Source organism: Selenomonas sp. oral taxon 138 str. F0429 (genome assembly GCF_000318175.2).
GTDB classification, from domain to species: domain Bacteria; phylum Bacillota; class Negativicutes; order Selenomonadales; family Selenomonadaceae; genus Centipeda; species Centipeda timonae.
The window spans coordinates 355,348-379,474 of the sequence record NZ_KB290947.1 but is presented as its reverse complement, the minus strand read 5'-3'; the positions used below and the strand labels follow the sequence as shown (position 1 = coordinate 379,474).

Here is a 24,127-nt window from a genome sequence, read left to right as displayed (position 1 = left end):
CAGATAGTATTGCAAAAGGTTCTTCCTGAGTCCGCGATACCTTGTCTTGGCCGCATGAAACATCCTCTTCACAATGAGAAAACTGCACCACGATGTTGCCTCTCTCTCGTCGTGTTGCTGTTTTCCTCTATTGTAATATTTCGGAGCCCAATCGTGCAACAAAAGAATTTTTCAGCATTTCCTTAAATGAAAGTGATAATCACACTAAATTTATGCATGAGCATTATAAGAGGGAATGGGATTCATTACAAGCGATCTCGCTGTAGTTTTCAAAAATTAATCTTCTAATGTAAAAATTCTGAACAATGTTCATAAAAGCGCCCCGTTCTGCATGAACGGGGCGCTTGATCTATGCTGTTTATACTTCTGCGATGACATCCATCTTCGTATAGGGTTTGATGTCAATCACGGAACTGCCGTCGAGGGCGTCGAGTCCCTTCACGCGGAGGACGCTGCCGTTGCACTCGATCAGCTCGACGATGCAGAGCGAGAGCGGATTTGGACGTCCGGGCGAGCGGCTGGCAAAGACGCCGTGGATCTCCTTTGATGCAGGCGGCAGTGTCTTTAGGATAGCGCGCTTCGCGAGATGTGCCCAGTAGAGGACGATGAGGTACTTGTTCTGTTCGATCTTTAGGAGTCCGTCCGCAAAGTCGGGGTGAATCTCGATCTCGGAGACCTCCTCGCTCATGCGCCCCTGACGCGGGATATCCGTGAGGTTCTTGTATGCGTTCCGGACGATGCCGATTTCTTGCAGCTGCATGATGGTCCTTTCTAGCAGAGCGCTTTCACAGTCTCTCCCTCGGGTGTCTCTGCGAGGAGAATCATGAGGCGGGCGTAGAGCGCCTCAATGGGGAGTGTACCGCCCGAGAGTGCGCCGAGCTCTGCTGCGCGGACACCTACCTCATAGTGTGTGATGTCGGCGCCGTCGTAAATGCACTGGGTCGTGAGGGCGATGGTGCAGGCGCGCGTCTTTGCGCGGTCAAGCGAGGGGAGGAAGCTCTCCTCCGCATCGTCGCCCGGGACACTGCCGAGCCCGTAGCCCTCGAGGATGATGCCGCGATAGCCCGACGCGATGTGTGCGTCGATGGTGATGGGCTTCATGCCGGGGTAGAGGCGTATGACGGCGACGCGCGTATCGAGCGCATCGTGCAGACGAAAGGGCGCAGAAGGTGCTGAGGGGGCTGTGAGGTCAATCTCCGCGCGCCCGATGCTGCGAAAGGCATCATCCGCAAGCGAATACATTTTCTTTGCAGCGTTGCCGTGGATGAGCCGTCCACCGAACGCGAGACAGACGCCCGCAAAGCCGCTGCATGCCGCCTCATACGCGAGACGCAGATTCTGCTCCGCATCCGAGCCGTCTGTGCCGAGCGGGCGCTGCGAACCCGTGATGACAACGGGGCGGTCGATATTTTCAAGCATATAGTAGAGTGCGGCGGCGGTATATGCCATCGTATCCGTGCCGTGGGTGATGATAAAGCCGTCGTAGCTTGTGCGAAGCTCTGCAATTTTCCGTGCAATCATCTGCCAGTGGCATGGGGCAATGTTTGTGGAGTCGAGCGAGAGGAGGTCGACGACCTCGATCGTGCTGTCCTCGCTGCCGATTGCCGTACGCATATCTTCGGCGGTGAGGGCGGGACGGAGACCGTGCTCTGTTTCACGCGAGGCGATTGTGCCGCCCGTGGCGATGAGGAGGATGTTCTTCATGAACGTAGCTCCTTCTTTTCACGCTTTCGTGCCTGATGATCGAGCCACATGTGATGGATCGTCATGAATGGATGGTGGAGGAGCATTCGTGGCCCGCTGTAGCGCATGACGGCGCGAATCTGTTCCCGCATATCACGGCTGTAACAGTGCACGGGGCAGACGGAGCAGAAGGATTTGACCTCCATGCGTGGACAGCCCGCGACGCGCCCGCGTGCATAGTCGCGCAGGCGGCGGCAGTCGGGGCAGAGCTCATCGGTATCCTGCGGCGTACGCGCGCGGCCTGCGTGTTTGTTGCCGCGGCAGTAGATGGCAATCATCTTCGACATGACCTCGGCTTCGAGGGCGCGTTTCTTTTCAGTGTCCATTATGTCGGCCTTTCATCGATCGAACAAGTCGCTGTGTGTTCCTGTCCGGGATAGGGTTAATATCAGAACGTCAGCCTCTATGCGATAGATGAGCAGCCAGTCCGGTGTGATATGACATTCCCGATGTCCGCGCCAATTCCCGGACAGTGCATGATCTCTGTATTCGTCAGGCAGGGGACTGCCCGATGCCAATATGCGGATGACAGTCTCCAGAAGAGTGATGTTCAGACCTCTTTTTAATGCTCGGCGATAGTCTTTTCGGAAGGTCGTGGTTGACTTAACAATGAGCTTCGTGTGTTTCATTTTTCAGATCCGAAAAAAATTCATCAAGATCAGTATAGCCCTTCACAGAGGGATCGGCTGCGATGCGCTCAGCCTCTCTCATGGCATGGATGGTTTCCGCATTGGGGTGGCAGAGTGTGATCTCGAAAGGGATTCTTCCCTCGCGGAGTGCTTGTCGGACAAATATGTTAAATGCCGTCGAGATGTTCATGCCAAATGAATCAAACAGGGCATCCGCTTGTTCTTTTATGGTGGTGTCCATGGATATACTGATGTTTGTGGTCGTAGACATGATGTGACCTCCTTTTCCATTTTTAGAGAAGCACGTGTGATTCAACCGCTCTAATCTGACGTCAACGAGTCTATGGCAATAGTATAAAACGATGGTGCATTACTGTAAAGTCCTTTCAGCCGCGTGCGTTCTTCTTCTCCGCTTGTGCCTGTCGAAATTTCTCTAGGAGGTCAAGTTTGTGCTCCATCTTGTCTACAAATGCGCGTGCGGCGGCACGATCCTCCTCGTTCGGATGGTCCGCGGCGCGTACCCAACGCTCCTGTGCCTCAGGGCTGTTGTGTGTGTCGTCGGGATCGGATTTCTTGCGGCGGGCGATGAGTGCGGGCGAGAGCTTCCCCTGTGCGGAGAAGGTGCCGAGGATTTCGCAGTTTGCGCCGAGGAGGTAGGCGGCACGTGCAAAGGAGGTGACGGCATGCTCGGAGCCGACATCCGCTCCGTGGGTCTGGAAGAGGACGGTGCATGCGCCTTCGACCTTGGGCAGGTATGCCTTCATGAGGTCGTCGGGACCGCCGCGTCGCAGCCAGTAGCCGAGCGCGATGACATCGTAGTCGGAGAGATCGGTCGGCGCGTCCTGCACGCGGAAGATGTCGCCTCCCGATGCACCTGCGATTTCCTCGGCGATTGCCTTTGTATTGCCTGTGGTGGATGAATAGATGACAGCCCATTTCCCCATATTGTGAATACTCCTTTACTTTTTCATCTCGTTTGTTACAATACATTACATCATATTTTCGGACGGTATGCAAGGATGTTGGTCACAGGAGGATATCTGTCATGAATACAAATATACGGCACGCAACGGCACTGCTATCGACGGGACACGCGATGGTGGATTTCTATGCGAATTTCCTGCCGATCCTTCTGCCGCTGCTCATGATCAAGTTCGGACTGTCACTGACGATGTGCGGTGTGCTCGTCATGGTCGCGTCGGTGACGACGAATATGCTGCAGCCCTTCTTCGGCTATCTCATGGACAAGCGGAACTTCAGCCCCGTGCTCCCGTACATCGTGCCTGCCGCCGCTGTTCCGATCTGTATGGTTGGCTTTGCGGGGCATGAGACACTGCTCTTCGTGCTTGTCGTGGTGACGGGGACGGCGGTCGCGGCGTATCATCCGCTCTCGTCGATGCTCGTCGGACGGACGGCGGCACGGGGGCGCGGCAACGGTATGATGAGCTATTTCATTGCGGGCGGAAATGCGGGCATGGCGTTCGTGCCGCTCGTCCTCGTGACATTTCTCGAAAAACTGTCGCTGAATGCGCTGCCGCTCCTTATCCTGCCTGCTGTACTCATGGGAGTGCTCCTTGCTCGCTCGGGTCTGTGCGCTGTCTCGTCCCTGCCGGAACGGCGGGCGGCGGTGCGCCCGAAGCTCGCACGTGTTCTCTTTGCGCGTACGACGATCACGCTGAACCTTGCGATGGGTCTGCGCTGCTGGACGCACGGCGCATTCGGGACGTTCCTGCCGCTGCTGCTGGTCGGAAATGGGGAGGATACGAGCGCGGCGGGTCTCTTCCTCACGATCTTTATGCTCGGCGGCATGACAGGCGGGCTTGTCGGCGGCAATCTCGCGGACAGGTTCACGGGGCGTGCGATCATTGTGACGTTCCTCGTGCTTGGGATTCTGCCGTGCGCCTACTACTTTACCCATGTGAGCGCGGATGTGCTCGGCGGCATCGTGCTCTTTGCCGCGGGTTTTGCGCTGATGGCACCACAGCCGAGTTCGATCATCTGGGCACAGCAGGCACTGCCCGAGAATGCAGCGATGGCATCGGGGATGATGCTCGGTATGTCGTTCGGACTCGGCAGTCTCGGTGTGGCGGCGACGGCGGCACTCGGGGATGTCATCGGGCTCGCGCCCGCCCTCCTCGTCTCCGTCCTTGCACTCCCCCTTGCGGCTATCCTCGCGCATATCACACCGGAGCCGAAGAACAGATGACATATACATAAATTATATTTCACATGAAAAATATTGATAGCATTTATTTGCCTTCTCCTATTGAAAAGTGAACACGGTTCAAGTATTATGAAAGCATCATATGGGAATCTATTTCAGATGGGTTTCGGTCAACAGAATAGGAGGCAGAATATGCTGCAGAGCAAGAGCTGGGACGGTTTTGAAGGGGGCGTCTGGCAGGAGGAGGTCAATGTACGCGACTTCATCCAGCGCAACTACACGCCGTACGACGGCGACGAGAGCTTTCTCGCGCCGCCGACGGACGCGACGAACCGCTTGTGGGCACGCGTGCAGGAACTCCAGAAGGAGGAGCGCGCGAAGGGCGGCGTGCTCGACATGGAGACGGAGGTTGTATCTGGTCTGACGGCATACGGGCCAGGCTACATCGACCCCGTGCTGAAAGACCTCGAAAAGGTGGTCGGCCTCCAGACGGACAAGCCGCTGAAGCAGGCGTTCATGCCATACGGCGGTATCCGCATGGCGGAGGAGGCACTCGAGAACTACGGCTACAAGGTTAGCCCGAAGCTCCACGAGATCTTTACGAAGTACCACAAGACGCACAATGCGGCGGTCTTTGACGCGTACACGGACGAGATCCGCGCGGCACGCCGCAGTCACATCATCACGGGGCTGCCCGACACGTACGGGCGCGGGCGCATCGTGGGCGACTATCGCCGTGTCGCACTCTACGGCATCGATCATCTCATTGCGTTCAAACAGGGCGACCTGCTGAACTACGGCGACGGCATCATGAGCAACGATGTCATTCAGCAGCGCGAGGAGGTCGCGGAGCAGATTCGTGCGTTGAAGGGCATGAAGGAGATGGCGCAGCTCTATGGCTTTGACATCGCGCAGCCCGCGCAGAATGCACGCGAGGCGGTGCAGTGGCTGTACTTCGGCTATCTCGCGGCGATCAAGACGCAGAACGGCGCGGCGATGAGCGTCGGGCGCATTTCGACCTTCCTCGACATCTACATCCAGCGCGACCTCGCACGCGGCATCCTCTCCGAGGAGGAGGCGCAGGAGCTGATCGATCACATCGTGCTGAAGTTCCGCATGGTGAAGTTCGCGCGCATCACGTCCTACAACGAGCTGTTCTCGGGTGACCCAATCTGGGCAACGCTTGAAATGGCGGGCATCGGCATGGACGGCCGCCATATGGTGACGAAGAACGATTTTCGCTTCCTTCACACGCTCGAAAACATGGGACCCTCTCCCGAGCCGAACCTCACCGTGCTATACTCCTCGAAGCTGCCGGAGAAGTTTAAGGACTACGCGGCGCGGATCTCCATCCGCACAAGCTCGATCCAGTACGAGAATGACGATGTGATGAAGCCTGAGTGGGGCGACGACTACTCGATCTGCTGCTGCGTGTCTGCGACCCAGACGGGCAAGGAGATGCAGTTCTTCGGTGCGCGTGCGAACCTCGCGAAGTGTCTGCTCTATGCGATCAACGGCGGCATGGACGAAAAGAGCGGCGTGCAGGTCGGCCCGGCCTACCGTCCGATCCGCACGGAGTACCTCGAGTACGACAACGTTATCGTGAAGTACGAGCGCATGATGGACTGGCTCGCGCACGTGTACGTCAACGCGCTGAACATCATCCAGTATATGCACGATAAGTATTATTACGAGGCGGCGGAGATGGCGCTCATCGACACGGACGTGCGCCGCACATTCGCAACGGGCATTGCGGGCTTCTCGCACGTGGTCGACTCGCTGTGCGCGATCAAGTATGCGAAGGTGAAGCCGATCTACAACGACCGCATCGTCGTGGACTACGAGGTAGAGGGGGACTTCCCGCGCTACGGCAACGACGACGACCGCGCGGACGAGATTGCGAAATGGGTGCTCAAGACCTTCCTCTCGAAGATCAAGGCACGTCACACCTACCGCCATTCTGAGCCGACGACCTCCATCCTCACGATCACATCGAACGTCGTCTATGGCAAGTACACGGGCGCGATGCCGGACGGGCGACTCGCATGGACACCGCTCGCGCCGGGTGCAAATCCGAGCTATGGCGCGGAGTGCTGCGGTCTGCTCGCCTCACTCAACTCCGTTGCAAAGCTGCCGTACCACTGGGCACTCGACGGCATCTCGAACACGCAGAGCATGAATCCCTCGGCGCTTGGACACAACGAGGATGAGCGCGTGAAGAATCTCGTGAGCGCGATGGACGGCTATTTCGATCAGGGGGCGCACCATCTGAACGTGAACGTGTTCGGGCGCGAGACGCTGGAGCACATCATGGAGCATCCCGAGGATCCCGCCTATGCGAACTTCACGATCCGCGTCTCGGGCTATGCGGTCAAGTTCATCAGTCTGACGCGCGAGCAGCAGGAGGATGTAATCGCGCGTACCTTCCATGCCGCTCTCTAAGGGGCGGATCAGCTCGACGGAGAGCTTCGGCTCGGTCGACGGCCCCGGCATCCGCTTCATCGTCTTTGTGCAGGGCTGCCGCTATCGCTGTCAGTACTGCCACAACCCAGAGACATGGGAGCGGGAGGGCGGCTATGAGGCGACGGCAGAGGAGATCTTTCGGCAGGCGTGGCGGTACCGCCCGTACTGGAAGCAGAAGGGCGGTATCACGGTCAGCGGCGGCGAGCCGCTGCTCCAACTCGCATTCGTGACGGAGCTGTTCCGTCTCGCGAAGGCAAAGGGGGTGAATACCGTCATCGACACGGCGGGCGAGCCGTTCACACGGGATGAGCCATTTTTTAACACGTTCGAGGAATTGCTGCCGCTCGTGGATTTGTTCCTGCTCGATCTGAAGCACATCGATGATGAAGTGCACAGGGCACTCACGGGTGTATCGAATGAGAGTGCGCTTGCACTGGCTCAGTTCCTTTCGGAGCGCGGCAAGCGGATGTGGATTCGCCATGTGCTCGTGCCGGGATGGACGACGGGGGCGGATGCTCTTCGCCGTCTCTCGGACTTTATCGCAGGGCTAAAGACGGTTGATCGCGTGGAGGTGCTGCCCTATCATGCGATGGCACTCCACAAGTATGAGGAGCTGCGCCTATCGTATCGGCTCGGGGACACGCCCGCACCGACGGCGGAGGAGATTGCCTGTGCGGAGAAGATCCTGCGCGTGGGGGAGTATAGAGGATATTTACGGTAAACAAAAAGAGAGGCATCATGCCTCTCTTTTTGTTTACTATTTTCGGCACAGCCGTATCAAGGCATCCTCCAACAATTCATCGCCCGCCTGTCCCGTTTTCAGCAGATAGTCCGCATCGGCGAGGGAGAGGACGGCGCGTTCGAGTGTTGTCTCGGGGAATGCTTTCGCGTGTCCCCCGAGTTTTTCGGCGATGAAGGGATGCAGTCCCATGATCTTGCCGAGCCCCTTCGGCGGTGTGCCGTTCATCAGCAGACGTTTTGCCTGCCAGAGCTGGCGGACATGGCGCACGAGGAGGGCGAGCAGGACGGTGAAGTGTACGCCGTCCGCACGGCAGCGTGCGAGGAGGTCGAGTGCCTGCCTGACATCGCGTGCACTCACGGCATCCATCAGCGCAAAGACCGACACCTCGGGCATCTCCGAGAACGCCGCACGCAGATCGTCCTCTGTGAACTGGGGATTGTCTGTGTAGAGCGTCAGCTTTTCCAGCTGGCGGTCGAGGAACTCAAGCGAAATCGTCGGCATGATACCGACCACACGCAGGAAAAATGTGCGCGCCTCCCTGTGCATGGAGCGGTTCATCTCGCGCAGCCGTCCGTTCAGCCAGTTCTCCACCGTCCACGGGCGGACGGGTTCGCTCTCCAGCACGCGTCCGTATTTTTCGACCGTCTGGTAGAGCTTGCGCCGCTTGTCAGGCTTCGAGCCAAGCGTAAAGATGACATAGGTGGTCGGGAGGAGGTCGGCGATGCGGGCAATCAGCGCATCCGCCGCCGTATCCTTTGACGCAGGGGCATCCTCGTCCCCGTCTTTTTTTTTCGTCGCACGGAAGATGGCGGCATCGCGTACGAGGACGACAATCTTGTCCGTGAAGAACGGTGCTGTTTCGAGTGCCTCCATCAGTGCGTCGAGGGGCGGCATCTCTTCGTAGCGGATGAGTGCGTCCGCACGTTCCTCCGCCACAGGCAGGAGGCGGTGCAGGATCGCCTCCTCGGCGCGCCGCACATAGTAGCTCTCCTCGCCCGCAAGCAGGAAGACGTGCGGCGGCTCACCCTTTGCGAGCGATGCCATGAACTCTGCGTAGTTCATCGGCGGTAACGTGCCATCTCCGCGCCCACGGTGGTCGGCTCCGTGTGCCCCGAGTAGAGCACGGTCTCGGGCGGCAGCGTGAATACCTCGCGTGCAATGCTGTCCCAGAGCATCTGCTCATCGCCGCCCGGGAAATCGGTGCGGCCGACGCTCGCGCAGAAGATCGTATCGCCGACGAAGGCGACACCGTCCCGTGCGCTGTAGAAGATGCAGGAGTCCGTCGTATGCCCCGGTGTGTAGCGCACCTCCAGAGCGACGGCGGGATTTGCCGCAAGCGCGATGACCTCGCGGTCGGCAAAGGTTGTCACATCCGAGAGCGTTACACTGCCGCCGCCCCAGAGCGAGAGATTCCAACGCGGATCACTGTAGTAGCGCGGGCTGTCCTCGGCGGCATAGATGGGCGCACCTGTGCGCGTGGAGAACTCTGCCGCGCCGCCGATGTGGTCGAAGTGGCAGTGTGTGAGCAGCAGCCGCTCAATTGTCCAGCCGTGTTTCTCGGCATAGGCGGCAAGGCGTGCGCCCTCGGCGCCCGCGTCGATGAGGAAACCGTGCTGCGTCGTATCGTCGATGTAGAAATAGGCATTGGTCGGGATCATGTCGCCGACGGTCATACATTCGATCATGTAGATTCTCCTCATCTTGCGGGAAATAGAAGTTGGAGGATGTGAACGCCTGTCTTGCCGCACGCGTCGATGCCGTCGCGGCAGTATTTGCACGAGCAGACGGCCTTCTCCGCCGGCAGCTTCTGTGCGTGTCGCTGGAAGTAGACGTACTGCTCCTCCTCCGTCATGGGGGTGAACATGGGGGAATTGCCGTTTTCGTAGCGGCGCGGGATGAGCTTCGCGTTGCCGGGAAAGCAGGGGGCGAGCAGTGCAGGCCCGTGAAAACGGGTCTTGTCAAAGTTCTCTTCCTGCTCAATGATGGTTATGTTCATCTTGCGCAGGAGGGAGCGAATCGCCTCCTGCATCCCGCGCCGCTCCACCGCCGCCCAGCAGTCCTGCACGGTCATGCGTTCGCCGCCGTAGTCGGGGAAGGGGAAGTCCTCATCCCGATCAATCAGCTCCCAGACGTAGGTGAATGCACCCGCCTTGGAACTCTCCTCAACGATGTTCGCGCAGTTGTTGCACGCGACGATTACGTGATCTTCGGGGGTCAGCTTCGGGTGGTGAGGGCGGCAGCAGCCTGCCGTCTCCACCCCATAGTGCTTTTCGAGGTAGCGGCGTACCGCCGCGCTCTCGGCGAGGAAGTCGGCTCGGATTTTGCAGCTCGGATAAAAGATCATTGCCATAGATGTTCTCTCCTAAAGATATACGGTTTTGGCTCAGCTGCCGCTGCTCCACTCATAGGCGCGGCGCGGGTCGCCGTTTTTGAGATAGATGATGCCGCAGTAAGCAAAGCCGCTCTTTTGCAGACAGTTCTGCATGGGGATGTTGTCCGCGTGGGTGTCGGCGCGCAGGTGCTCATGCTGCGCGCGTGCGAAGGCGAGTATGGCGCGGAATGTACCGCGTTCCGTTCCGTCGCTGCCCGCACGGTGAATCGTGGCATAGGGGGAGTCGTCGCGCCATGCCCCCTCAATGTGCGCATACGTCGGGTCGTCGCCGGGGATGAGCGCAAATGCGGCATGGAGATGCCCTGCCTCGTTTTCCAGCACATAGCTGACACCGCGCAGAATATCTGCGCGTACGATTTCCTCTGACGGATAGCCGCCGCTCCACTGCGTCATGTTGCCCGTGCGGCGCATAAAGGTGCGCGCCGCATCATAGATGCGCAGGATGTCCGTGACATCCCCCTCCTGTGCCTGCCGTACCATAATGTACCACCCCATTTCTACTCATTTTACACGATTTGCAGATATTTTGAAAGAAGCGTTTGCGGCAAAGGGGAAATAATGCTATACTGAATCACACTTTTTGAATGGGGGAGGATGGCATGAGTTCATGGCTGATCTATGCGCTGCTCTCGGCACTGTGCGCGGCGTTCGTATCCATCTTTGGCAAGGTGGGCGTCGCAGGGCTCGACAGTAGCGCCGCAACGGCTGTGCGTGCCGTAATCATGGCGGTATTCCTCATCGGTGTCGTCATCGCCGAGGGGCATACGGCCGACCTCCCGCAGGTGTTCGCGGACAAGAAGGCGCTGATCTTCGTTGCGCTCAGCGGCGTTGCGGGCGCGCTTTCGTGGCTCTTTTACTTTATGGCGCTCAAGGACGGTGCGGTGACGCAGGTTGCCCCGATCGACAAGCTGAGCGTCGTCTTTGCCGTCGTGATTGCCGTCCTCATCTTCGGCGAGCGCGTGAGTTTCATGCACGGCATCGCGATTGTCATGATTGCGGCGGGCGGACTGCTGCTTGCGATCTTTCCTTAGGAAGTATTTCCGCCTCACAATCAATACAATAAAATCGCCCCCGTACATCCTTTGTCGATGTGCGGGGGCTGCTCTATGCTTAGTCGTTTTCGCGAATCTTTTCGTCTGCGCGCGCGAGGTATTCGGCAATGGCACCCGTGTGCTCCACGGGGATCCAGACGGAGGCCTTGGGCTTCCACCGATCGTTGGCACGTTTCCGATAGAAGGGTGTGATGGCGGTGTAGCGGCGTCCGCGTGAGCGGATGATGGATACGCGCAGTGCCTGCGTCGTGGAGATCTCAAGCATGCCGATCTCATCGGTTGCATCGATGTTCAGCGCAAGCTCCTTTGTCTCCTTTACCTTTTCTGCTCGTGACGATTTCTCTGCCATATTCGATTCCTCCCAACAAAATCTTTCTCATGGTTGAATCATACCATTTTTTTATGAATATGCCAAGATTTTCTAACAAAATCCCCCCACACAAGAAAATTTCGCTTGCCAGTGTGAGGGGATTTTCCTATTCGTCTTTGTAGAGCAGTGTGAGTGTGCCCGTGGCACGCGTTGCTGCGAGGTCGATGACGCGCTGATTGCGCGAGCCGCGAAAGTGCAGTGTGAGATCGCGCTCTTCCTCGCGGTAGTCGCCGTCGACGAGTACGTCGAGCTCATCGAGCAGGGCATCCACGACGGGATTTTCTTGTGCACGCAGCTCCTCAAGGGTGTAGCCCGTGTAGCTCCACACGTCCAGTCCTCGCGCGTGTGCTCCACGTGCGAGCGGGAGCAGGGCGGCGGGTTGCAAGAAGGGCTCACCGCCGCTGAGGGTGAGCCCTGTGAGGAGTGGGTTTTCGTCGAGTTCGGCGAGCACCGCACCGACGGTCGTCATGCGCCCGCCGGTGCGCGGCTGTGTGTCCGGATTGTGACAGCCCGGACAGCGGCGCGGACAGCCCTGCGTAAAGACTGTCAGCCGTATGCCCTCGCCGTCGACGATGGAATCACGTGCAATCCCCGAGATGTGGATCTCAGTGGAGTCCGTGCTTGACGCGCTCATGCTCTTCGGCCTGCTTCGCATTGTTCCAGCGATCCGTGGTGCCGACCAGGTAGCCCGTGATGCGGCGCACGCGCTCGAACTTCGGCTGGCGCATCTCGTAGCCGAGCGTGACACGACCGTCATCCGTCCCCGTGATGGAGAGGCGGTCAAGCTTCTCGTGGGTCTGTCCCTCGATGTATGCGATGTAGTTCTCAACCTCGTGCGGGGTGATATCCGAGAGGCCATTTACTGTGACGTTGATGTCGTTGACGATCATGCTGCATTCTCCTTTTTTTGCGCGCCCTGCCGGCGCGGTTTCCTCTTCGGCGATGTATCGCCGTTTCGTGAGGATTATACAACATCTAGTGGGTACTCGTCAATAGGAAATCTATATCTAGTTGTTCGTTCACAGACTTATCCACAGGGATTTTTTTGGAAAAATGGGGTATTTTTCCAAAAAACACCGATGAAAAAAGGCGTGGCGGACACGTTGCTGGAGTGAAAGTTATCCACAGTTTCCCTAGGGAGAAACTGTGGAATTTGTGGATAAAAGGAACACGATCTACGCCGTTACTTCTCTGCGTGAGCAGCTTCCTGTGGAGAAGTTTTTTCCGCTTCATCCTTCTCCTGAATGATGGTCTGGATGGGATAGGGGATGTCGATGCTCTCCGCGCGGTAGCGGTCGGTGAGCGCCTTGATGAACTCGTGCTTGATGATGCCCTGATGGTCGAACACGCTCGACGGCAGGATCACATTGAAGTTGATGGAGGACGCACCGAAGTCGGTATAGAGGACAAGCGGATTCGCGGTCGGATTGTTATCCACGCGCGCGAGGACTTCTTTCGCCGTCTCGATGGTGACGCGCTCGACCATTGCGAGGTCGCTGTCATACGCGACGCCGACGGGGACGCTGACGTTGATGTTCAGCGTGGGTAGGCTGAAATTCGTGATGTTTGCGCCGGCGATGGTCTTGTTCGGAATGACGATGGTGTTGCTCGCGCCGAGCGGGATGATGGTGGTAAAGCGCCATGTGATGTCCGTGACGCGCCCCTCCTCGCCCGAGCCGAGGCGGATGTAGTCGCCGATGCGCAGCTGCTTGGAGAGGATGAGGTGGAGACCGGAGAAGATATTGGCAAGCGTCTCCTGCAGGGCAAGGGCGACCGCCATACCGCCGACACCTGCCGCCGTCAGGATTGGAGCGATGGAGATGCCGTAGTACTGGAGGATGACGAGCAGCCCCATGGCGTAGATGACCCCGATGAGGATGCTGTTGAGCAGCGTTGTCTTGGGCAGGTTTCTACCCGAGCGTTCGAAGTACATGGTAACAACACCGTCGACGGTACGCGCCAGGACGCGCGTGATGGAGAAGACGTTGCTGGTAAAGAGAATATATGAGAGCAGCTTTGTGAGCGTTGGCGAGATCTCCACGGCATCGATCGCCCAGTAGAGACCGATGATGAAGCTGAAGAAGATGGGAACACCGTGCATGGAACGGATAAGAATGCACTTCCATGTGCTCTCCTCAACGTCGAGATGATGGTTGATGTAGCGGCGGATGAGCCGGTCGACGATGATGCCGACGGTGAGCGAGGCGAGGACGATGCCAACGGGGACGATCAGGAGCTCAATGAGCGTGTTGAAGTCTATGGTATGTGAGAATATGGTCAAGGGAAACTCCTTTCGAAATAAAGGTCAATGTGTATGTGCCGGAACAAATTCTTCACGCGTGCCGATGAGCGTCATGGGGCCGATGGGGCTTGTAACGGTGCAGGTGAATTCACATGCATCCGGCGCTGCTGCACCGTGATGGTGGCGCGGCGGGTCGATGATGGAGACGGCGCGTCCCTCTGCGCGCATACGCGAGGAGAAATGGCCGTTGATAACGTTGAAGAGTTCGCCGACAGCATCGACGGCAAGCTCGTCCATGCCGTCGAGAGAGACGCCGCTGTAACCGCTTGCGAGGGAATAGAAGGCGTCTACGGAGGCGGCAAGTGCAACGATCAGTGGACTGCCGTCCGCATCGAGGTGCTGCGATATGGTGACGTAGGTCGGCTCCTGTTCGCACGCCTCGTCAATTACTGCTTCCGCGCGTGCATAGTCGGCAAGTCCCGTGAGAAAGGTCTCAATGTACGAAGTATACAGTTCGCTCATTGTTCCTCCACACACTGCTGCATTTTGGCGAGCGCCGTACTGATCTCGTGATCGGCATAGGGCTTCTGGATGAACATGAGCGCGTGGTGCTCGTTGGCACACGCGATGTTTTCCTCCGTTGCTGCTGTCGAGAGCATGACGACGGGGAGTTTTGGATGCGTCTTGCGCAGACTGCGCAGCACGGTGCAGCCGTCGAGCTTTGGCAGGATGATGTCGAGAAAGACGGCGTCGGGCTTCTTGTCCGCAATGCGCCGCAGCGCCTCCTCACCGTCGCGCGCCTCGATGACTGTGTGCCCGCGGTCGAAGAGTTCCGCCTTGAGCTTGATGCGCACGAGGCGTGAGTCGTCAACAATCAGTATTTTCATCGGAGTACTCCTTTGTGGGAAGAGCCGCCGCCCCGAAGGCGTGCGGGAGCAGTTCGGCAGGCGTGAGTATGCGCACGTCGCCCCGTGTGTTGGCGAGAATGATGCGTTTGATTGGAAATTCCATGAGCACCTGGCGGCACATGCCGCAGGGGGCACAGGGTTCCGGACTGTCTGCAATGACGGCAAGCGCCTCAAATTCCCGCTCACCTGCTGTGACAGCGGCTGCGATTGCCGCGCGCTCGGCGCAGATGCCGACGGGATAGGAGGCGTTCTCGACGTTGACGCCGCCGTAGACCCTGCCGCTCTTCCCGAGGAGCGCTGCACCAACGGCGAATCCCGAGTAGGGCGCGTAGGCATGGCGGCGGAACTCTGCCGCGCGTGCGATCAATTCTTTATCGTTCATGCCAGCCCTCCGCATCGACAGCGCCGTAGATGAGCTTCATCGGGGCGGGCGCAGCTGCGCCGATCTCAAACGCGGCGCGGAAGCGCTCCGCTCCCGCTGCGATCTGCTCCTCACTCTCCGCATAGAGGGTGGCGAGAGGCGCGCCCTCTGTGACGGTGTCCCCATATTTCTTGTGGAGGATGATGCCTGCCGCATGGTTGATCGTGCTATTCTTTGTCATGCGTCCTGCACCAAGCAGGACGGCGGTGCGCCCGACGGTCTCTGCGTCCAGACGTGTAAGATATCCGTCCGCGTCTGCCGTTATCGTGCGCTGCATACGCGCCTGTGGGAAGTTTGCCGTATCGTGCAGGACGGCAGTATCGCCGCCCTGTGCCGCCGTCATGCGTACGAGTGCCTCGAACGCTGCACCGCTGCGGATTGCATTTTCTGCGCGCGCCTGACATTCGTCGAATGTGCCGAGTCCTGCAAGCTGCAGCATGCCCGCCGCGAGTGCAAGCGAGACCGTGCGCAGATCATCGGGACCATCGCCGCGCAGGACGCTGACCGCCTCCGCAACCTCGAGGCTGTTGCCGACGGCATTGCCGAGCGGCGCGTCCATATTCGTGAGGAGGGCGGCGGTCGGGAAGTTTGCCGTCTTTCCAATCGCGACCATTGTCTCTGCAAGTTCGCGCGCCTCTTCCAGTGTTTTCATGAAGGCGCCGCGTCCGACCTTTACATCGAGGAGGACAGCGTCCGCACCCGAGGCGAGCTTCTTGCTCATGATGGAGGATGCGATCAGCGGAATGCTGTCGACAGTTGCCGTCACGTCGCGCAGGGCATAGAGCAGCTTGTCTGCGCGCGCGAGGGTGCCCGTCTGGGCGATAAGGGAAAGTCCGCATTCCTTTACGACAGTGATGAATTCGTCCTGCGAGAGATTTGTACGAAAGCCGGGGATGGATTCGAGTTTGTCGATGGTGCCGCCCGTGTGGCCAAGCCCCCGTCCCGACATCTTTGGGGCACTGCAGCCGCATGCAGCGACGATGGGGCTGACAATGAGCGTGGTCTTGTCGCCGACGCCTCCCGTCGAATGCTTGTCGATCTTGTGTCCCGCGATGGCGGAGATGTCGACGCGGTCACCCGATGCCGCCATGATTTTGGTGAGGGCGGTGGTCTCTGCGATCGTCATGCCGCGCAGGCAGATTGCCATGAGGAGTGCCGCAACATGGTAGTCGGGAATCTCTCCGGCAACATAGCCGTCTATGATATAGGAAAGTTCATCCGCAGCAAGTTCGCCGCCGTGCTTCTTCTTCGTGATGATGTCATACATGTTCATAGGAAAGCTCCTAGTTTAGAATGCGCGGCAGGAAGCTCTCGCCCTTTGTTGTAAGCTCTGCTCCAAATATATCGGCAATTGTTGCGCCGATCATGGCAAAGGTCGGATAGGTGCCGAGGTTGACAGGCGCGATCTTCTCTCCGTAGACGAGGAGCGGGACATACTCGCGTGTGTGATCCGTGCCCGCGGCACCCGGATCGCACCCGTGATCTGCCGTAATCATGAGCACATCGTCTGCGCGCATGGAGGGGAGGAAGCCTGCAAGCCAGTCGTCGAACTCCTGCATGGCGCGCGCATAGCCGGGCACGTCGCGGCGGTGTCCATAGATCATGTCGCCGTCGACGAGATTGACGAAGGCAAGCCCCGTGAAATCCTCCGCGAGAAGTCCTGTGGTCTTTCTCATGCCGTCGGCGTTCGACTCGTTGACGCCGAGCGAGCGCGTGAGTCCGCGCCCGCCGAAGATGTCCGAGATCTTGCCGACGCCGATCACGTCGTACTGCGCGCGGCTGAGTGCATCGAGTATCGTATCGCCCGTCGGGTCGAGGGAGAAGTCATGGCGGCGCGCCGTGCGCGTGTAGTTCGGATACGTACCGACGAAGGGGCGCGCGATAATGCGTCCGACGCCATGTGCGCCCTGCATGATTGCACGTGCCTTGCGGCAGTAATCGTACAGCTCCTCCACGGGGACGTGCTCCTCGTGTGCTGCGATCTGCAGCACGCTGTCGGCGGAGGTGTAGACGATGAGCGCACCCGTCTCCTCGTGCTCCTGTCCGTAGTCGTGGATGACCGCCGTGCCCGAGTAGGGCTTGTTGCAGAGTATCTTGCGCCCGAATGCTGCCTCGAGCTCTGCGATGACCTCGGGCGGGAAGCCGTCGGGGTAGGTCGGCATGGGCTCGTTGCGCACGATGCCCGCCATCTCCCAGTGCCCGATGGTTGTATCCTTTCCGCGCGAGAGTTCACGCAGACGCGCATGTGCGCCGATGGGTGCTGCGTCAGGCGTGCCCGTTCTCACGCCGTCGATGTTGTAAATGCCGAGACGCGTGAGGTTTGCGGCGGGGAAGAGTCCGCTCTCTGTGACGGAGCGCAGCGTACTGCACGAGGCAGCGTCACCGAAGTCCGCCGCATCAGGCGCGGCACCGCAGCCGAAGCTGTCGAGCACGATGAGAAATACGCGTTTGATTCCACTTTTCTGCATAATCGTCACCTTTCCTATAGTTCCAGCCCCGCACGCTTACGCGCATGATATTCGCGGTCGAGGATGCCGAGCACGACGAGGTTCTCGTAGACGCCGCGATGCAGGATCGTCTCACGGATCAGCGCCTCGCGCACCATGCCCTCGCTCTCGTAGAGATGCAGGGCGCGCGCGTTGTAGTCCTTGCAGTCGAGCCATGCGCGGTGCGCGCCCATATCCTCGAACGCCCACGCCTTCAGGAGTTTCATCGCCTCGTGTCCGTAACCGAGCCCTTTCTTCCCGATGATGACATGTGTCCACTCCTGCTCCTTGGAGGCAAGCAGGAGTCCCGTGACGTGGAGATAGCCGACACATTCGCCGCTCTCGCGCTCTTCGACAATGATGTCCATCGCTGCGCGTCCCTGTGTGACGATCGTCTCGTGATCTGCGCGTGAAAACGGGACGATGTAGTCGCTGTTGTCCTTTTCTTCCTGCAGGGTGCAGATGTAGTCGACATCTGTAAGCTCTGCGCGGCGCAGACGCAGGCGGGAACCCTCTCTCAATATTTCTGCCATAAGATCTCCTTCACTTCGAATGATTTCCTTTATTTTACATTGAATGGACATGGAAATGCAAGGCGTCTGTGCCGGCACGCGTAATTATAGATTGACGATAGGGGACGAACATCTTATAATGGAAAGACAAAATAGGGAATGTATGTCGAATGGGAGGCAGGGCATGGCAGCACAGAAAAAACCGTCGGTGCGCGATGTGCTTTGGCGCAAGAAGCGTGCGCGTGATCAGATACTCGATACCGTGGGGAAACTCTGTGACGAGTCATGGGCGCTTTTTGAAAGAATTGCGGCAGATCGTTCCGCGCGCTCAAAGGATGCCATAACAGCAAGGGAAATCACGCTGCGTCTGCGCGCGCTCGCCTATCTGATCGAGGGCGAGCACTATATCGACCGCATTGCCTTTGAACTGCAGACAAAAGATGTCTATATGGCTGCGAACGAGGTTGCAAGAGCCTACGTTTCGGAAATGGTTCTGCGGTATCTCGATGCGATTCTTCTCTTTGGAAAGCAGTCCGAATGGGACAATGAGGCTGTGCAGGAGGAGTATCAGACATCGCTCGAAAAAGGCCTTGAGGAGATACGCGAGGCACTCGTTCCTGCGGCGCCGCAGCAGGTGGCCGAGAGTGAGAGCACCGAGAACGATTGACAGCAACAGATTGTAGGAGGCTCGTCGCTGATGTTCGGTATGTCGATGGATATAGGAATTGACCTTGGGACGGCGAATGTGCTCGTCTATGTCAAGGGCAAGGGGGTTGTCCTCAAGGAACCCTCCGTGGTCGCGGTGAACCGCGACACGAATCAGGTGCTTGCGATCGGTGAGGAGGCGCGGCAGATGATCGGGCGCACGCCCGGCAACATCGTTGCAATTCGTCCGCTGCGCGACGGCGTCATCGCGGACTATGATATAACGGAGAGCATGCTGCGCTTCTTCATCGAAAAGGTGGTCGGGCGCAGCATTGTCTTCCGCCCGCGCATCATGATCTGTATCCCTTCGGGGGTGACGATGGTGGAGCAGCGCGCCGTGCAGGAGGCTGCTGAGCAGGCGGGGGCGCGGCACATCCAGCTCATCGAGGAGCCGCTTGCCGCAGCGATGGGCGCAGGTCTCGACATCGTGGAGGCACAAGGCTCGATGGTTGTCGACATCGGCGGCGGCACAACGGATGTCGCCGTCATCAGCCTCGGCGGCGTCGTGACGAGTGAGAGCATCCGCATTGCGGGCGATACGTTTGACGAGGATCTGATCAACTACGTCAAGCGCGAGTTCAATCTGCTCATCGGCGAGCGCACGGCGGAGGATCTCAAGCTGCGCGTCGGTGCGGCGTATACGACTGCGCGGCGTGAGCAGATGGACATCCGCGGGCGTGATCTGCTTACGGGTCTGCCGAAGAATATCACGATCTCCACGGCACAGGCCTCCTCCGCAATTGAGGGCTCGGTCATGCGCATTGTGGACTGCGTAAAGAAGGTGCTCGAGGAGACGCCGCCGGAGCTCGCGGCGGACATCATGGATCGCGGTATCGTATTGACGGGCGGTGGAGCACTGCTCTATGGCATGGCAGATCTCATTCAGCGCGAGACGGGGACGCCGACGCTTGTGGCAGATGATCCCATGACCTGTGTTGTGCTTGGCTGCGGCAAGGCTCTTGATATCTTCGATAAATTTGACGGCAAGGCGACAAATACAAGTTTTGGGCGAAAAAAATAAAGGGAATTTCTATTTTACAGCGAAATTATAAACATTGGACAACTTTCGTGAAAAAGAGGGATGAACTATGTGGAGAGGACTCTATATTGCAGCCTCGGGCATGATTACGGAGACCAAGCACACGGACATGATCGCGAACAACCTTGCGAATGCGTCGACCACGGGCTACAAGCGCGACGACATGGCGATCCGCGAGTTCGAGCCGATGCTGCTTCGCCGCATCAATGACAACTCTGCGGATACCAAGGTGACGAGCTTCAAGGGCTTTCGCGTCGAGGGGAATCGTGCGCCGATCGTCGGTACGCTCGGGCTCGGGTCTGCCGTGGATGAGATTGCGACGGAGCATCTGCAGGGCGCGATGCAGACGACGGGCAATACCTATGACTTTGCGATCTCGGGACAAGGCTACTTCGTCATCAATACGATTGACGGACCGCGCTATACACGTGATGGCGGCTTCTACCGCTCGACGAACGGAACTCTGCTCAATATGCGCGGGCAGGAGGTGCTCTCCTCACGCGGTCGTTCGATCAGGATTCCGGAGAATGCGCAGCGTGTGAATGTTTCGAGCGATGGGCGCATCTACGCGGACGGTGCAGAGGTTGCGCAGCTCGGCTTTGTGCAGTTTGCTGGGAAGAATGCGGTCATCAAGCAGGGCGACAACCTCTACCGCCCGCAGGAAGGCGCGCGTCCACAGCAGGCGACGGGCACGATCGAGCAGGGGATGCTTGAGATGTCGAATACGAGCATTGTCACGGAGATGGTCGAGCTCATCAACAACTACCGTGTCTACGAGGCAGGCTCGAAGGCCGTGCAGACACAGGACACGCTGCTCGACAAGGCGGTCAATGATGTCGGCCGCACGAGTTAAAATTATTTAAGGAACGATCCCTTTTATTCGATATAGAAATGTGAATGACTTATCATCTTTCCTTGGAGGGGGATATCGACTATGATGCGAGCACTTTGGTCTGCGGCGTCCGGCATGAAGGCGCAGCAGGTGCATATGGACATCGTTGCGCACAATATTGCGAACGTCAACACTTACGGCGGAAAAAAGGTGCGTGCGGAATTCCAGGATCTCGTCTATCAGACGCTGCGTGAGGCAGGCGCACAGAACGGCGCGGATTCGCAGTATCCGACCGCGCTCCAGATCGGTCTCGGTACGCGTGTGGCTGCGACGCAGCGCGTCTTTACACAGGGACCACTCCAGACGACGGACAACCCCACGGACATCGGCATTCAGGGCGAGGGCTTTTTCCGCGTCACGATGCCCGATGGTACGACGGCATACACGCGTGACGGCACGTGGAAGCTCGACAGCGATCGCCGCATGGTGACGACGGACGGCTATCTGCTTGCCGACGGCATCACGATCGGTCAGAATGCGCCGCTCGACTCCATCACGATCTCGGGTGACGGGCGTGTGTCCTACCGCGAGGCAGGACAGAATCAGCAGCAGGAGGCAGGGCAGATCACACTTGCTCGCTTTGTCAATCCGGCAGGACTTACCTCCATTGGCAAGAATCTCTTCGTTGTGTCCGATGCTTCGGGCGAGGCGATCGAGTCGAATCCCGGCGTGGATGGTGCGGGTACGCTCACACAGGGAACCCTTGAGATGAGCAATGTGCAGATCGTTGAGGAAATGGTTGAGATGATCGTCTCCCAGCGTGCCTACGAGTCCAACTCGAAGGCGATCACGACATCGGATTCGATGCTCGAGATTGCGAACTCACTCAAGCGTTGAGCTTTCAAAGACGTACGATTACAGCCATTCTATGCCTATGGAGTGGCTTATTCGCTTTTCTGTGGGTGGGTACAGCAGAGGCCTCTGCCTACAATCCTGCCCAGGGTGATCACTTCCCCACCATTCTGTCCTCGGCGCAGCTCTCTGCACTCGCAGAGCAGAAGATCGAGGAGAAGCTTGCCGGGATCGGCGAGACGCGGCGGCATGAGCTGCGCCTGCAGCGTGTGGCGTCGACGATGCACCTCCCTGCGGGCGAGGTGACAGCGGTTGTCGAGTTCCCCCGCGGGCTGCCCTATGGACGGGAGTTCCCAGCGGTATTTGCCATCTACATCGATGGCGTCATGCATCGGAAGGCGACGAGCTACTATCAGCTGACCGTCTATGACCGCGTGCTCGTGGCGATGACGGATATTCGTGCGGAGGAGGCAATCTCTCCCGCAAATGCGCGCGTTGAGGAACGGGCGGTGGATACCCTGCCCGAATTGACGCTCACTGATTTTGCACGTGTGGATGGTCGTGTTGCGGGGCGTTACATTCGCAAGGATGTGACGATCACACCCTCGCTGCTTGCGATGCCGCTCGTCATACGTGCAGGCAATCCCGTGGAGCTCGTTCTGGATGCAAATGGCATCGTAATTCGCGCTGAGGGCGTGGCGCTCGAGCCGGGACGCATCGACTACACGATCCGCGTACGCAATGTGAGCTCTGGTAAAATCCTGCGCGGCAAGGTGATTGATGCGCACACGGTTCAGGTCATCGGATGAAAATTTTCCCTCAATTTTCCATAAGGAGTTCGATATGAGTAAACAAAAATGGCTCGCAGGCGTGCTCGCCGCTGCACTCTGCACGGCAAGTCTCGCTCCCGCTGTCTCGGCAGAATCCCTGTGGAATAATCCGAGCGGACATCCAACGAAGAGTCCGTTTTCCGATCATCGGGCGACGGGCATCGGGGACATCGTCACCATCGTCATCAGTGAGACAACAACGACTTCGGCAACGCGGAACTCCTCGAATGAGAAGAGCGGGTCGGTCAGTATTGGTGCAGGGCTTGGTATTTTCGACTTCCTGCAGGCCGCATCTGCAAACGGCTCGGACAAGTTCAGCGCCAAGGGCTCTGCCTCCTCCTCGAACCGCGTTGCGGGCAATGTCACCGTGACCGTGGTGGATGTCATGCCGAACGGCAATTTCGTCCTCGAGGGCACACAGTCCATTTGGCAGAACCGCAACGAGCACAAGATTGTCTTCCGCGGCACCTGTCGTCCCGAGGACATCTCGAGTTCGAATACGATCCTCTCGACACGTGTGGCTGATGCGACGGTGCGCTTCGACGGAAAGGGGCCTCTGAACGCAAAGCAGCGGCAGGGCATCCTGACCCAGATCTTCAACATTCTGTTCTGACGGGAGGCGCTTTTTATGAAGAAATTGGGCATCCTTTTGCTCCTCCTTGGACTTGTGGTCGGAACACTGCCGGGAATTGCTTCGGCGGATTCCGCTGTGACGCGAATCAAGGATATCTCCAAGGTGCAGGGTGTGCGCTCCAACCAGCTCATGGGCTACGGCCTCGTCGTCGGTCTGGACGGCACGGGCGACGGCTCAAGCTCGGGGGAGACGGTACAGTCCATTGCAAATATGCTGACCACCTACGGCATCACGGTCAACAGCAGCTCGATCAAACTGAAGAACGTCGCGGCGGTCATGGTGACGGCGACTCTGCCGCCGTTCGTGCGCGAGGGGGACAGCCTCGACGTGACCGTCTCCTCCATCGGCGACGCGAAGAGCCTGCGCGGCGGCACGCTGCTCCAGACCCCGCTGCGTGCGGGCAACGGCGAGGTCTATGTCGTTGCGCAGGGCGCGGTCTCTACGGGCGGCTTTGCCGGGGCGGGCGGCGGTAGCAGCATGACGAAGGCGTTCCCGACGGTCGGCATTGCTGTGAACGGCGGCATTGTCGAGCGTACGGTGGAGGACGATGGGATTGGTGTGAACGGGCAGCTTTCCCTTTCGCTTGCACGCCCTGACTTTACGACAGCGACACGGGTCGCGGGGGCGATCAACGCGCAGTATGGCAGTATCGCACAGGCAAGCAATCCCGGACGCGTGGATGTGGCGATTCCGTCCTATTTCCGCGGGAACGTGGTCGGCTTTGTTGCCTCAATCGAAGAGCTACCCGTCCGCCCCGACAATATGGCGCGTGTCATTGTGAACGAGCGCACGGGGACGATCATCACGGGCGGTGATGTCTCTGTCGATACCGTTGCAATCACGCAGGGCGGGCTGACGATCCGCATTCAGGGTGCGACAGAGGTCTCGCAGCCGGGACCGTTCAGCTATGGAAATACGGTCGTCACGCAGGATGCCGATGTCGAAGTGAACGATATGAAGGGAAATACGATCATCCTACCCGCAACGACCAATATCAGCGACATTGTGGGCGCACTCAACACCGTGGGAGCGAATCCACGTGAGATCATCTCCATCTTGCAGGCGATGAAGGCGGCAGGGGCACTGCACGCCGAACTCGATATAGTTTAAG

Annotated in this window: 31 protein-coding genes; 11 read left to right on the top strand and 20 right to left on the bottom strand. The window is 58.6% G+C overall.

Annotation, left to right across the window (positions count from 1 at the left end; translation table 11 throughout):
* Window positions 1-358: 358 nt before the first annotated feature.
* From tsaA to HMPREF9163_RS08825, 6 genes are all read right to left on the bottom strand, one after another.
* Complete coding sequence (gene tsaA, locus HMPREF9163_RS08845; protein WP_009441408.1) at window positions 359-760, bottom strand: tRNA (N6-threonylcarbamoyladenosine(37)-N6)-methyltransferase TrmO; 402 nt, start codon at window positions 758-760, stop codon at window positions 359-361.
* 11 nt (window positions 761-771) lie between these two features.
* Entirely contained in the window at window positions 772-1,704 is a 933-nt protein-coding gene (locus HMPREF9163_RS08840; protein WP_009441407.1) for an asparaginase, read from the bottom strand.
* Complete coding sequence (locus HMPREF9163_RS08835; RefSeq protein ID WP_009441406.1) at window positions 1,701-2,069, bottom strand: nitrous oxide-stimulated promoter family protein; 369 nt, start codon at window positions 2,067-2,069, stop codon at window positions 1,701-1,703. Before HMPREF9163_RS08835 ends, HMPREF9163_RS08840 begins: the two co-directional genes overlap by 4 nt.
* 12 nt (window positions 2,070-2,081) lie before the next feature.
* Window positions 2,082-2,372 carry a type II toxin-antitoxin system YafQ family toxin gene (locus tag HMPREF9163_RS11795; protein WP_009441405.1) on the bottom strand — a complete coding sequence of 97 codons (291 nt, stop codon included), beginning with the start codon at window positions 2,370-2,372 and terminating at the stop codon, window positions 2,082-2,084.
* Window positions 2,347-2,646, bottom strand: coding sequence for a type II toxin-antitoxin system RelB/DinJ family antitoxin (locus tag HMPREF9163_RS08830; RefSeq protein ID WP_157049437.1), 300 nt, complete (start codon window positions 2,644-2,646; stop codon window positions 2,347-2,349). The genes HMPREF9163_RS11795 and HMPREF9163_RS08830 overlap by 26 nt, the downstream gene beginning before the upstream one ends.
* A gap of 112 nt (window positions 2,647-2,758) precedes the next feature.
* Window positions 2,759-3,316: a flavodoxin family protein gene (locus tag HMPREF9163_RS08825; RefSeq protein ID WP_009441402.1), complete on the bottom strand. Its 558-nt coding sequence runs from the start codon at window positions 3,314-3,316 to the stop codon at window positions 2,759-2,761.
* 101 nt (window positions 3,317-3,417) lie between these two features.
* Between HMPREF9163_RS08825 and HMPREF9163_RS08820 the strand changes: the two genes are divergently transcribed.
* The 3 genes from HMPREF9163_RS08820 to pflA all read left to right on the top strand — a co-directional run bounded on the left by HMPREF9163_RS08820 (window position 3,418) and on the right by pflA (window position 7,720).
* Window positions 3,418-4,578 carry an MFS transporter gene (locus tag HMPREF9163_RS08820; protein WP_037346744.1) on the top strand — a complete coding sequence of 387 codons (1,161 nt, stop codon included), beginning with the start codon at window positions 3,418-3,420 and terminating at the stop codon, window positions 4,576-4,578.
* A gap of 150 nt (window positions 4,579-4,728) precedes the next feature.
* Complete coding sequence (gene pflB / locus HMPREF9163_RS08815) at window positions 4,729-6,978, top strand: formate C-acetyltransferase (protein ID WP_037346742.1); 2,250 nt, start codon at window positions 4,729-4,731, stop codon at window positions 6,976-6,978.
* A complete protein-coding gene (gene pflA / locus HMPREF9163_RS08810; protein WP_009441399.1) occupies window positions 6,965-7,720 on the top strand; it encodes a pyruvate formate-lyase-activating protein in 756 nt (251 codons plus the stop codon). The genes pflB and pflA overlap by 14 nt, the downstream gene beginning before the upstream one ends.
* A 36-nt stretch (window positions 7,721-7,756) precedes the next feature.
* Here pflA and holA read toward each other — a convergent pair whose 3' ends face one another.
* Genes holA through HMPREF9163_RS08790 form a run of 4 tightly spaced genes read right to left on the bottom strand, consistent with a single transcriptional unit; the run spans window position 7,757 to window position 10,613 of the window.
* On the bottom strand, window positions 7,757-8,803 hold the full coding sequence (gene holA, locus HMPREF9163_RS08805; protein ID WP_009441398.1) for a DNA polymerase III subunit delta: 1,047 nt from the start codon (window positions 8,801-8,803) through the stop codon (window positions 7,757-7,759).
* Window positions 8,800-9,426, bottom strand: coding sequence for an MBL fold metallo-hydrolase (locus HMPREF9163_RS08800; RefSeq protein WP_037346740.1), 627 nt, complete (start codon window positions 9,424-9,426; stop codon window positions 8,800-8,802). The genes holA and HMPREF9163_RS08800 overlap by 4 nt, the downstream gene beginning before the upstream one ends.
* Window positions 9,427-9,437: 11 nt before the next feature.
* A complete protein-coding gene (locus HMPREF9163_RS08795; protein ID WP_009441396.1) occupies window positions 9,438-10,091 on the bottom strand; it encodes a hypothetical protein in 654 nt (217 codons plus the stop codon).
* 33 nt (window positions 10,092-10,124) lie between these two features.
* Window positions 10,125-10,613 (bottom strand): acetyltransferase, encoded by a 489-nt coding sequence (locus HMPREF9163_RS08790; RefSeq protein WP_037346737.1) that lies wholly within the window; start codon window positions 10,611-10,613, stop codon window positions 10,125-10,127.
* A 119-nt stretch (window positions 10,614-10,732) separates the two neighbouring features.
* Between HMPREF9163_RS08790 and HMPREF9163_RS08785 the strand changes: the two genes are divergently transcribed.
* Complete coding sequence (locus HMPREF9163_RS08785; protein WP_037346735.1) at window positions 10,733-11,164, top strand: EamA family transporter; 432 nt, start codon at window positions 10,733-10,735, stop codon at window positions 11,162-11,164.
* Between the two features lie 79 nt (window positions 11,165-11,243).
* Here HMPREF9163_RS08785 and HMPREF9163_RS08780 read toward each other — a convergent pair whose 3' ends face one another.
* The 10 genes from HMPREF9163_RS08780 to HMPREF9163_RS08735 all read right to left on the bottom strand — a co-directional run bounded on the left by HMPREF9163_RS08780 (window position 11,244) and on the right by HMPREF9163_RS08735 (window position 18,145).
* On the bottom strand, window positions 11,244-11,534 hold the full coding sequence (locus HMPREF9163_RS08780; RefSeq protein ID WP_009441393.1) for a hypothetical protein: 291 nt from the start codon (window positions 11,532-11,534) through the stop codon (window positions 11,244-11,246).
* Window positions 11,535-11,661: 127 nt separating this feature from the next.
* Window positions 11,662-12,189, bottom strand: a complete 528-nt coding sequence (nrdG, locus tag HMPREF9163_RS08775; RefSeq protein WP_037346732.1) for an anaerobic ribonucleoside-triphosphate reductase activating protein — start codon at window positions 12,187-12,189, stop codon at window positions 11,662-11,664.
* Entirely contained in the window at window positions 12,161-12,445 is a 285-nt protein-coding gene (gene nrdD / locus HMPREF9163_RS08770; protein WP_006304909.1) for an anaerobic ribonucleoside-triphosphate reductase, read from the bottom strand. The genes nrdG and nrdD overlap by 29 nt, the downstream gene beginning before the upstream one ends.
* Window positions 12,446-12,738: 293 nt before the next feature.
* Complete coding sequence (locus tag HMPREF9163_RS08765) at window positions 12,739-13,836, bottom strand: mechanosensitive ion channel family protein (protein ID WP_009441390.1); 1,098 nt, start codon at window positions 13,834-13,836, stop codon at window positions 12,739-12,741.
* Between the two features lie 24 nt (window positions 13,837-13,860).
* Window positions 13,861-14,319 carry a hypothetical protein gene (locus HMPREF9163_RS08760; protein WP_009441389.1) on the bottom strand — a complete coding sequence of 153 codons (459 nt, stop codon included), beginning with the start codon at window positions 14,317-14,319 and terminating at the stop codon, window positions 13,861-13,863.
* A complete protein-coding gene (locus HMPREF9163_RS08755) occupies window positions 14,316-14,684 on the bottom strand; it encodes a response regulator (protein WP_009441388.1) in 369 nt (122 codons plus the stop codon). Before HMPREF9163_RS08755 ends, HMPREF9163_RS08760 begins: the two co-directional genes overlap by 4 nt.
* Window positions 14,665-15,087 carry a cytidine deaminase gene (locus HMPREF9163_RS08750; RefSeq protein ID WP_009441387.1) on the bottom strand — a complete coding sequence of 141 codons (423 nt, stop codon included), beginning with the start codon at window positions 15,085-15,087 and terminating at the stop codon, window positions 14,665-14,667. The genes HMPREF9163_RS08755 and HMPREF9163_RS08750 overlap by 20 nt, the downstream gene beginning before the upstream one ends.
* Window positions 15,077-16,399, bottom strand: coding sequence for a thymidine phosphorylase (locus HMPREF9163_RS08745; RefSeq protein WP_009441386.1), 1,323 nt, complete (start codon window positions 16,397-16,399; stop codon window positions 15,077-15,079). Before HMPREF9163_RS08745 ends, HMPREF9163_RS08750 begins: the two co-directional genes overlap by 11 nt.
* Before the next feature lie 10 nt (window positions 16,400-16,409).
* Window positions 16,410-17,594, bottom strand: coding sequence for a phosphopentomutase (locus HMPREF9163_RS08740; protein WP_009441385.1), 1,185 nt, complete (start codon window positions 17,592-17,594; stop codon window positions 16,410-16,412).
* A gap of 14 nt (window positions 17,595-17,608) precedes the next feature.
* Window positions 17,609-18,145 carry a GNAT family N-acetyltransferase gene (locus HMPREF9163_RS08735; protein ID WP_037346729.1) on the bottom strand — a complete coding sequence of 179 codons (537 nt, stop codon included), beginning with the start codon at window positions 18,143-18,145 and terminating at the stop codon, window positions 17,609-17,611.
* 163 nt (window positions 18,146-18,308) lie between these two features.
* On the opposite strand from HMPREF9163_RS08735, the gene HMPREF9163_RS08730 reads away from it, so the two are divergent.
* The 7 genes from HMPREF9163_RS08730 (at window position 18,309) to HMPREF9163_RS08700 (ending at window position 24,126) form a co-directional block, all read left to right on the top strand.
* Window positions 18,309-18,791 (top strand): hypothetical protein, encoded by a 483-nt coding sequence (locus HMPREF9163_RS08730; RefSeq protein ID WP_037346727.1) that lies wholly within the window; start codon window positions 18,309-18,311, stop codon window positions 18,789-18,791.
* A gap of 30 nt (window positions 18,792-18,821) precedes the next feature.
* Window positions 18,822-19,850, top strand: a complete 1,029-nt coding sequence (locus HMPREF9163_RS08725; RefSeq protein WP_009441382.1) for a rod shape-determining protein — start codon at window positions 18,822-18,824, stop codon at window positions 19,848-19,850.
* A gap of 67 nt (window positions 19,851-19,917) precedes the next feature.
* The gene (locus tag HMPREF9163_RS08720; RefSeq protein WP_009441381.1) at window positions 19,918-20,721 is read left to right on the top strand and encodes a flagellar hook-basal body protein; all 804 of its coding nucleotides are present in this window, start codon (window positions 19,918-19,920) and stop codon (window positions 20,719-20,721) included.
* 81 nt (window positions 20,722-20,802) lie between these two features.
* Window positions 20,803-21,597, top strand: coding sequence for a flagellar basal-body rod protein FlgG (flgG, locus tag HMPREF9163_RS08715; RefSeq protein ID WP_009441380.1), 795 nt, complete (start codon window positions 20,803-20,805; stop codon window positions 21,595-21,597).
* A gap of 65 nt (window positions 21,598-21,662) precedes the next feature.
* Window positions 21,663-22,361 (top strand): flagellar basal body P-ring formation chaperone FlgA, encoded by a 699-nt coding sequence (gene flgA / locus HMPREF9163_RS08710; RefSeq protein ID WP_226372149.1) that lies wholly within the window; start codon window positions 21,663-21,665, stop codon window positions 22,359-22,361.
* Between the two features lie 34 nt (window positions 22,362-22,395).
* On the top strand, window positions 22,396-22,995 hold the full coding sequence (locus HMPREF9163_RS08705; RefSeq protein ID WP_037346724.1) for a flagellar basal body L-ring protein FlgH: 600 nt from the start codon (window positions 22,396-22,398) through the stop codon (window positions 22,993-22,995).
* Window positions 22,996-23,010: 15 nt separating this feature from the next.
* The gene (locus tag HMPREF9163_RS08700; RefSeq protein ID WP_009441377.1) at window positions 23,011-24,126 is read left to right on the top strand and encodes a flagellar basal body P-ring protein FlgI; all 1,116 of its coding nucleotides are present in this window, start codon (window positions 23,011-23,013) and stop codon (window positions 24,124-24,126) included.
* Window position 24,127 lies beyond the last annotated feature (1 nt).

Excerpts from the sequence above, each read along its gene's own strand:
- tsaA (WP_009441408.1), bottom strand. The coding sequence starts at position 760 with ATGCAGCTGCAAGAAATCGGCATCGTCCGGAACGCATACAAGAACCTC.
- HMPREF9163_RS08840 (WP_009441407.1), bottom strand. The coding sequence starts at position 1,704 with ATGAAGAACATCCTCCTCATCGCCACGGGCGGCACAATCGCCTCGCGT.
- HMPREF9163_RS08835 (WP_009441406.1), bottom strand. The coding sequence starts at position 2,069 with ATGGACACTGAAAAGAAACGCGCCCTCGAAGCCGAGGTCATGTCGAAG.
- HMPREF9163_RS11795 (WP_009441405.1), bottom strand. The coding sequence starts at position 2,372 with ATGAAACACACGAAGCTCATTGTTAAGTCAACCACGACCTTCCGAAAA.
- HMPREF9163_RS08825 (WP_009441402.1), bottom strand. The coding sequence starts at position 3,316 with ATGGGGAAATGGGCTGTCATCTATTCATCCACCACAGGCAATACAAAG.
- HMPREF9163_RS08820 (WP_037346744.1), top strand. The coding sequence starts at position 3,418 with ATGAATACAAATATACGGCACGCAACGGCACTGCTATCGACGGGACAC.
- pflB (WP_037346742.1), top strand. The coding sequence starts at position 4,729 with ATGCTGCAGAGCAAGAGCTGGGACGGTTTTGAAGGGGGCGTCTGGCAG.
- pflA (WP_009441399.1), top strand. The coding sequence starts at position 6,965 with ATGCCGCTCTCTAAGGGGCGGATCAGCTCGACGGAGAGCTTCGGCTCG.
- holA (WP_009441398.1), bottom strand. The coding sequence starts at position 8,803 with ATGAACTACGCAGAGTTCATGGCATCGCTCGCAAAGGGTGAGCCGCCG.
- HMPREF9163_RS08800 (WP_037346740.1), bottom strand. The coding sequence starts at position 9,426 with ATGATCGAATGTATGACCGTCGGCGACATGATCCCGACCAATGCCTAT.
- HMPREF9163_RS08795 (WP_009441396.1), bottom strand. The coding sequence starts at position 10,091 with ATGGCAATGATCTTTTATCCGAGCTGCAAAATCCGAGCCGACTTCCTC.
- HMPREF9163_RS08790 (WP_037346737.1), bottom strand. The coding sequence starts at position 10,613 with ATGGTACGGCAGGCACAGGAGGGGGATGTCACGGACATCCTGCGCATC.
- HMPREF9163_RS08785 (WP_037346735.1), top strand. The coding sequence starts at position 10,733 with ATGAGTTCATGGCTGATCTATGCGCTGCTCTCGGCACTGTGCGCGGCG.
- HMPREF9163_RS08780 (WP_009441393.1), bottom strand. The coding sequence starts at position 11,534 with ATGGCAGAGAAATCGTCACGAGCAGAAAAGGTAAAGGAGACAAAGGAG.
- nrdG (WP_037346732.1), bottom strand. The coding sequence starts at position 12,189 with ATGAGCGCGTCAAGCACGGACTCCACTGAGATCCACATCTCGGGGATT.
- nrdD (WP_006304909.1), bottom strand. The coding sequence starts at position 12,445 with ATGATCGTCAACGACATCAACGTCACAGTAAATGGCCTCTCGGATATC.
- HMPREF9163_RS08760 (WP_009441389.1), bottom strand. The coding sequence starts at position 14,319 with ATGAGCGAACTGTATACTTCGTACATTGAGACCTTTCTCACGGGACTT.
- HMPREF9163_RS08755 (WP_009441388.1), bottom strand. The coding sequence starts at position 14,684 with ATGAAAATACTGATTGTTGACGACTCACGCCTCGTGCGCATCAAGCTC.
- HMPREF9163_RS08750 (WP_009441387.1), bottom strand. The coding sequence starts at position 15,087 with ATGAACGATAAAGAATTGATCGCACGCGCGGCAGAGTTCCGCCGCCAT.
- HMPREF9163_RS08745 (WP_009441386.1), bottom strand. The coding sequence starts at position 16,399 with ATGAACATGTATGACATCATCACGAAGAAGAAGCACGGCGGCGAACTT.
- HMPREF9163_RS08740 (WP_009441385.1), bottom strand. The coding sequence starts at position 17,594 with ATGCAGAAAAGTGGAATCAAACGCGTATTTCTCATCGTGCTCGACAGC.
- HMPREF9163_RS08735 (WP_037346729.1), bottom strand. The coding sequence starts at position 18,145 with ATGGCAGAAATATTGAGAGAGGGTTCCCGCCTGCGTCTGCGCCGCGCA.
- HMPREF9163_RS08730 (WP_037346727.1), top strand. The coding sequence starts at position 18,309 with ATGGCAGCACAGAAAAAACCGTCGGTGCGCGATGTGCTTTGGCGCAAG.
- HMPREF9163_RS08725 (WP_009441382.1), top strand. The coding sequence starts at position 18,822 with ATGTTCGGTATGTCGATGGATATAGGAATTGACCTTGGGACGGCGAAT.
- HMPREF9163_RS08720 (WP_009441381.1), top strand. The coding sequence starts at position 19,918 with ATGTGGAGAGGACTCTATATTGCAGCCTCGGGCATGATTACGGAGACC.
- flgG (WP_009441380.1), top strand. The coding sequence starts at position 20,803 with ATGATGCGAGCACTTTGGTCTGCGGCGTCCGGCATGAAGGCGCAGCAG.
- HMPREF9163_RS08705 (WP_037346724.1), top strand. The coding sequence starts at position 22,396 with ATGAGTAAACAAAAATGGCTCGCAGGCGTGCTCGCCGCTGCACTCTGC.
- HMPREF9163_RS08700 (WP_009441377.1), top strand. The coding sequence starts at position 23,011 with ATGAAGAAATTGGGCATCCTTTTGCTCCTCCTTGGACTTGTGGTCGGA.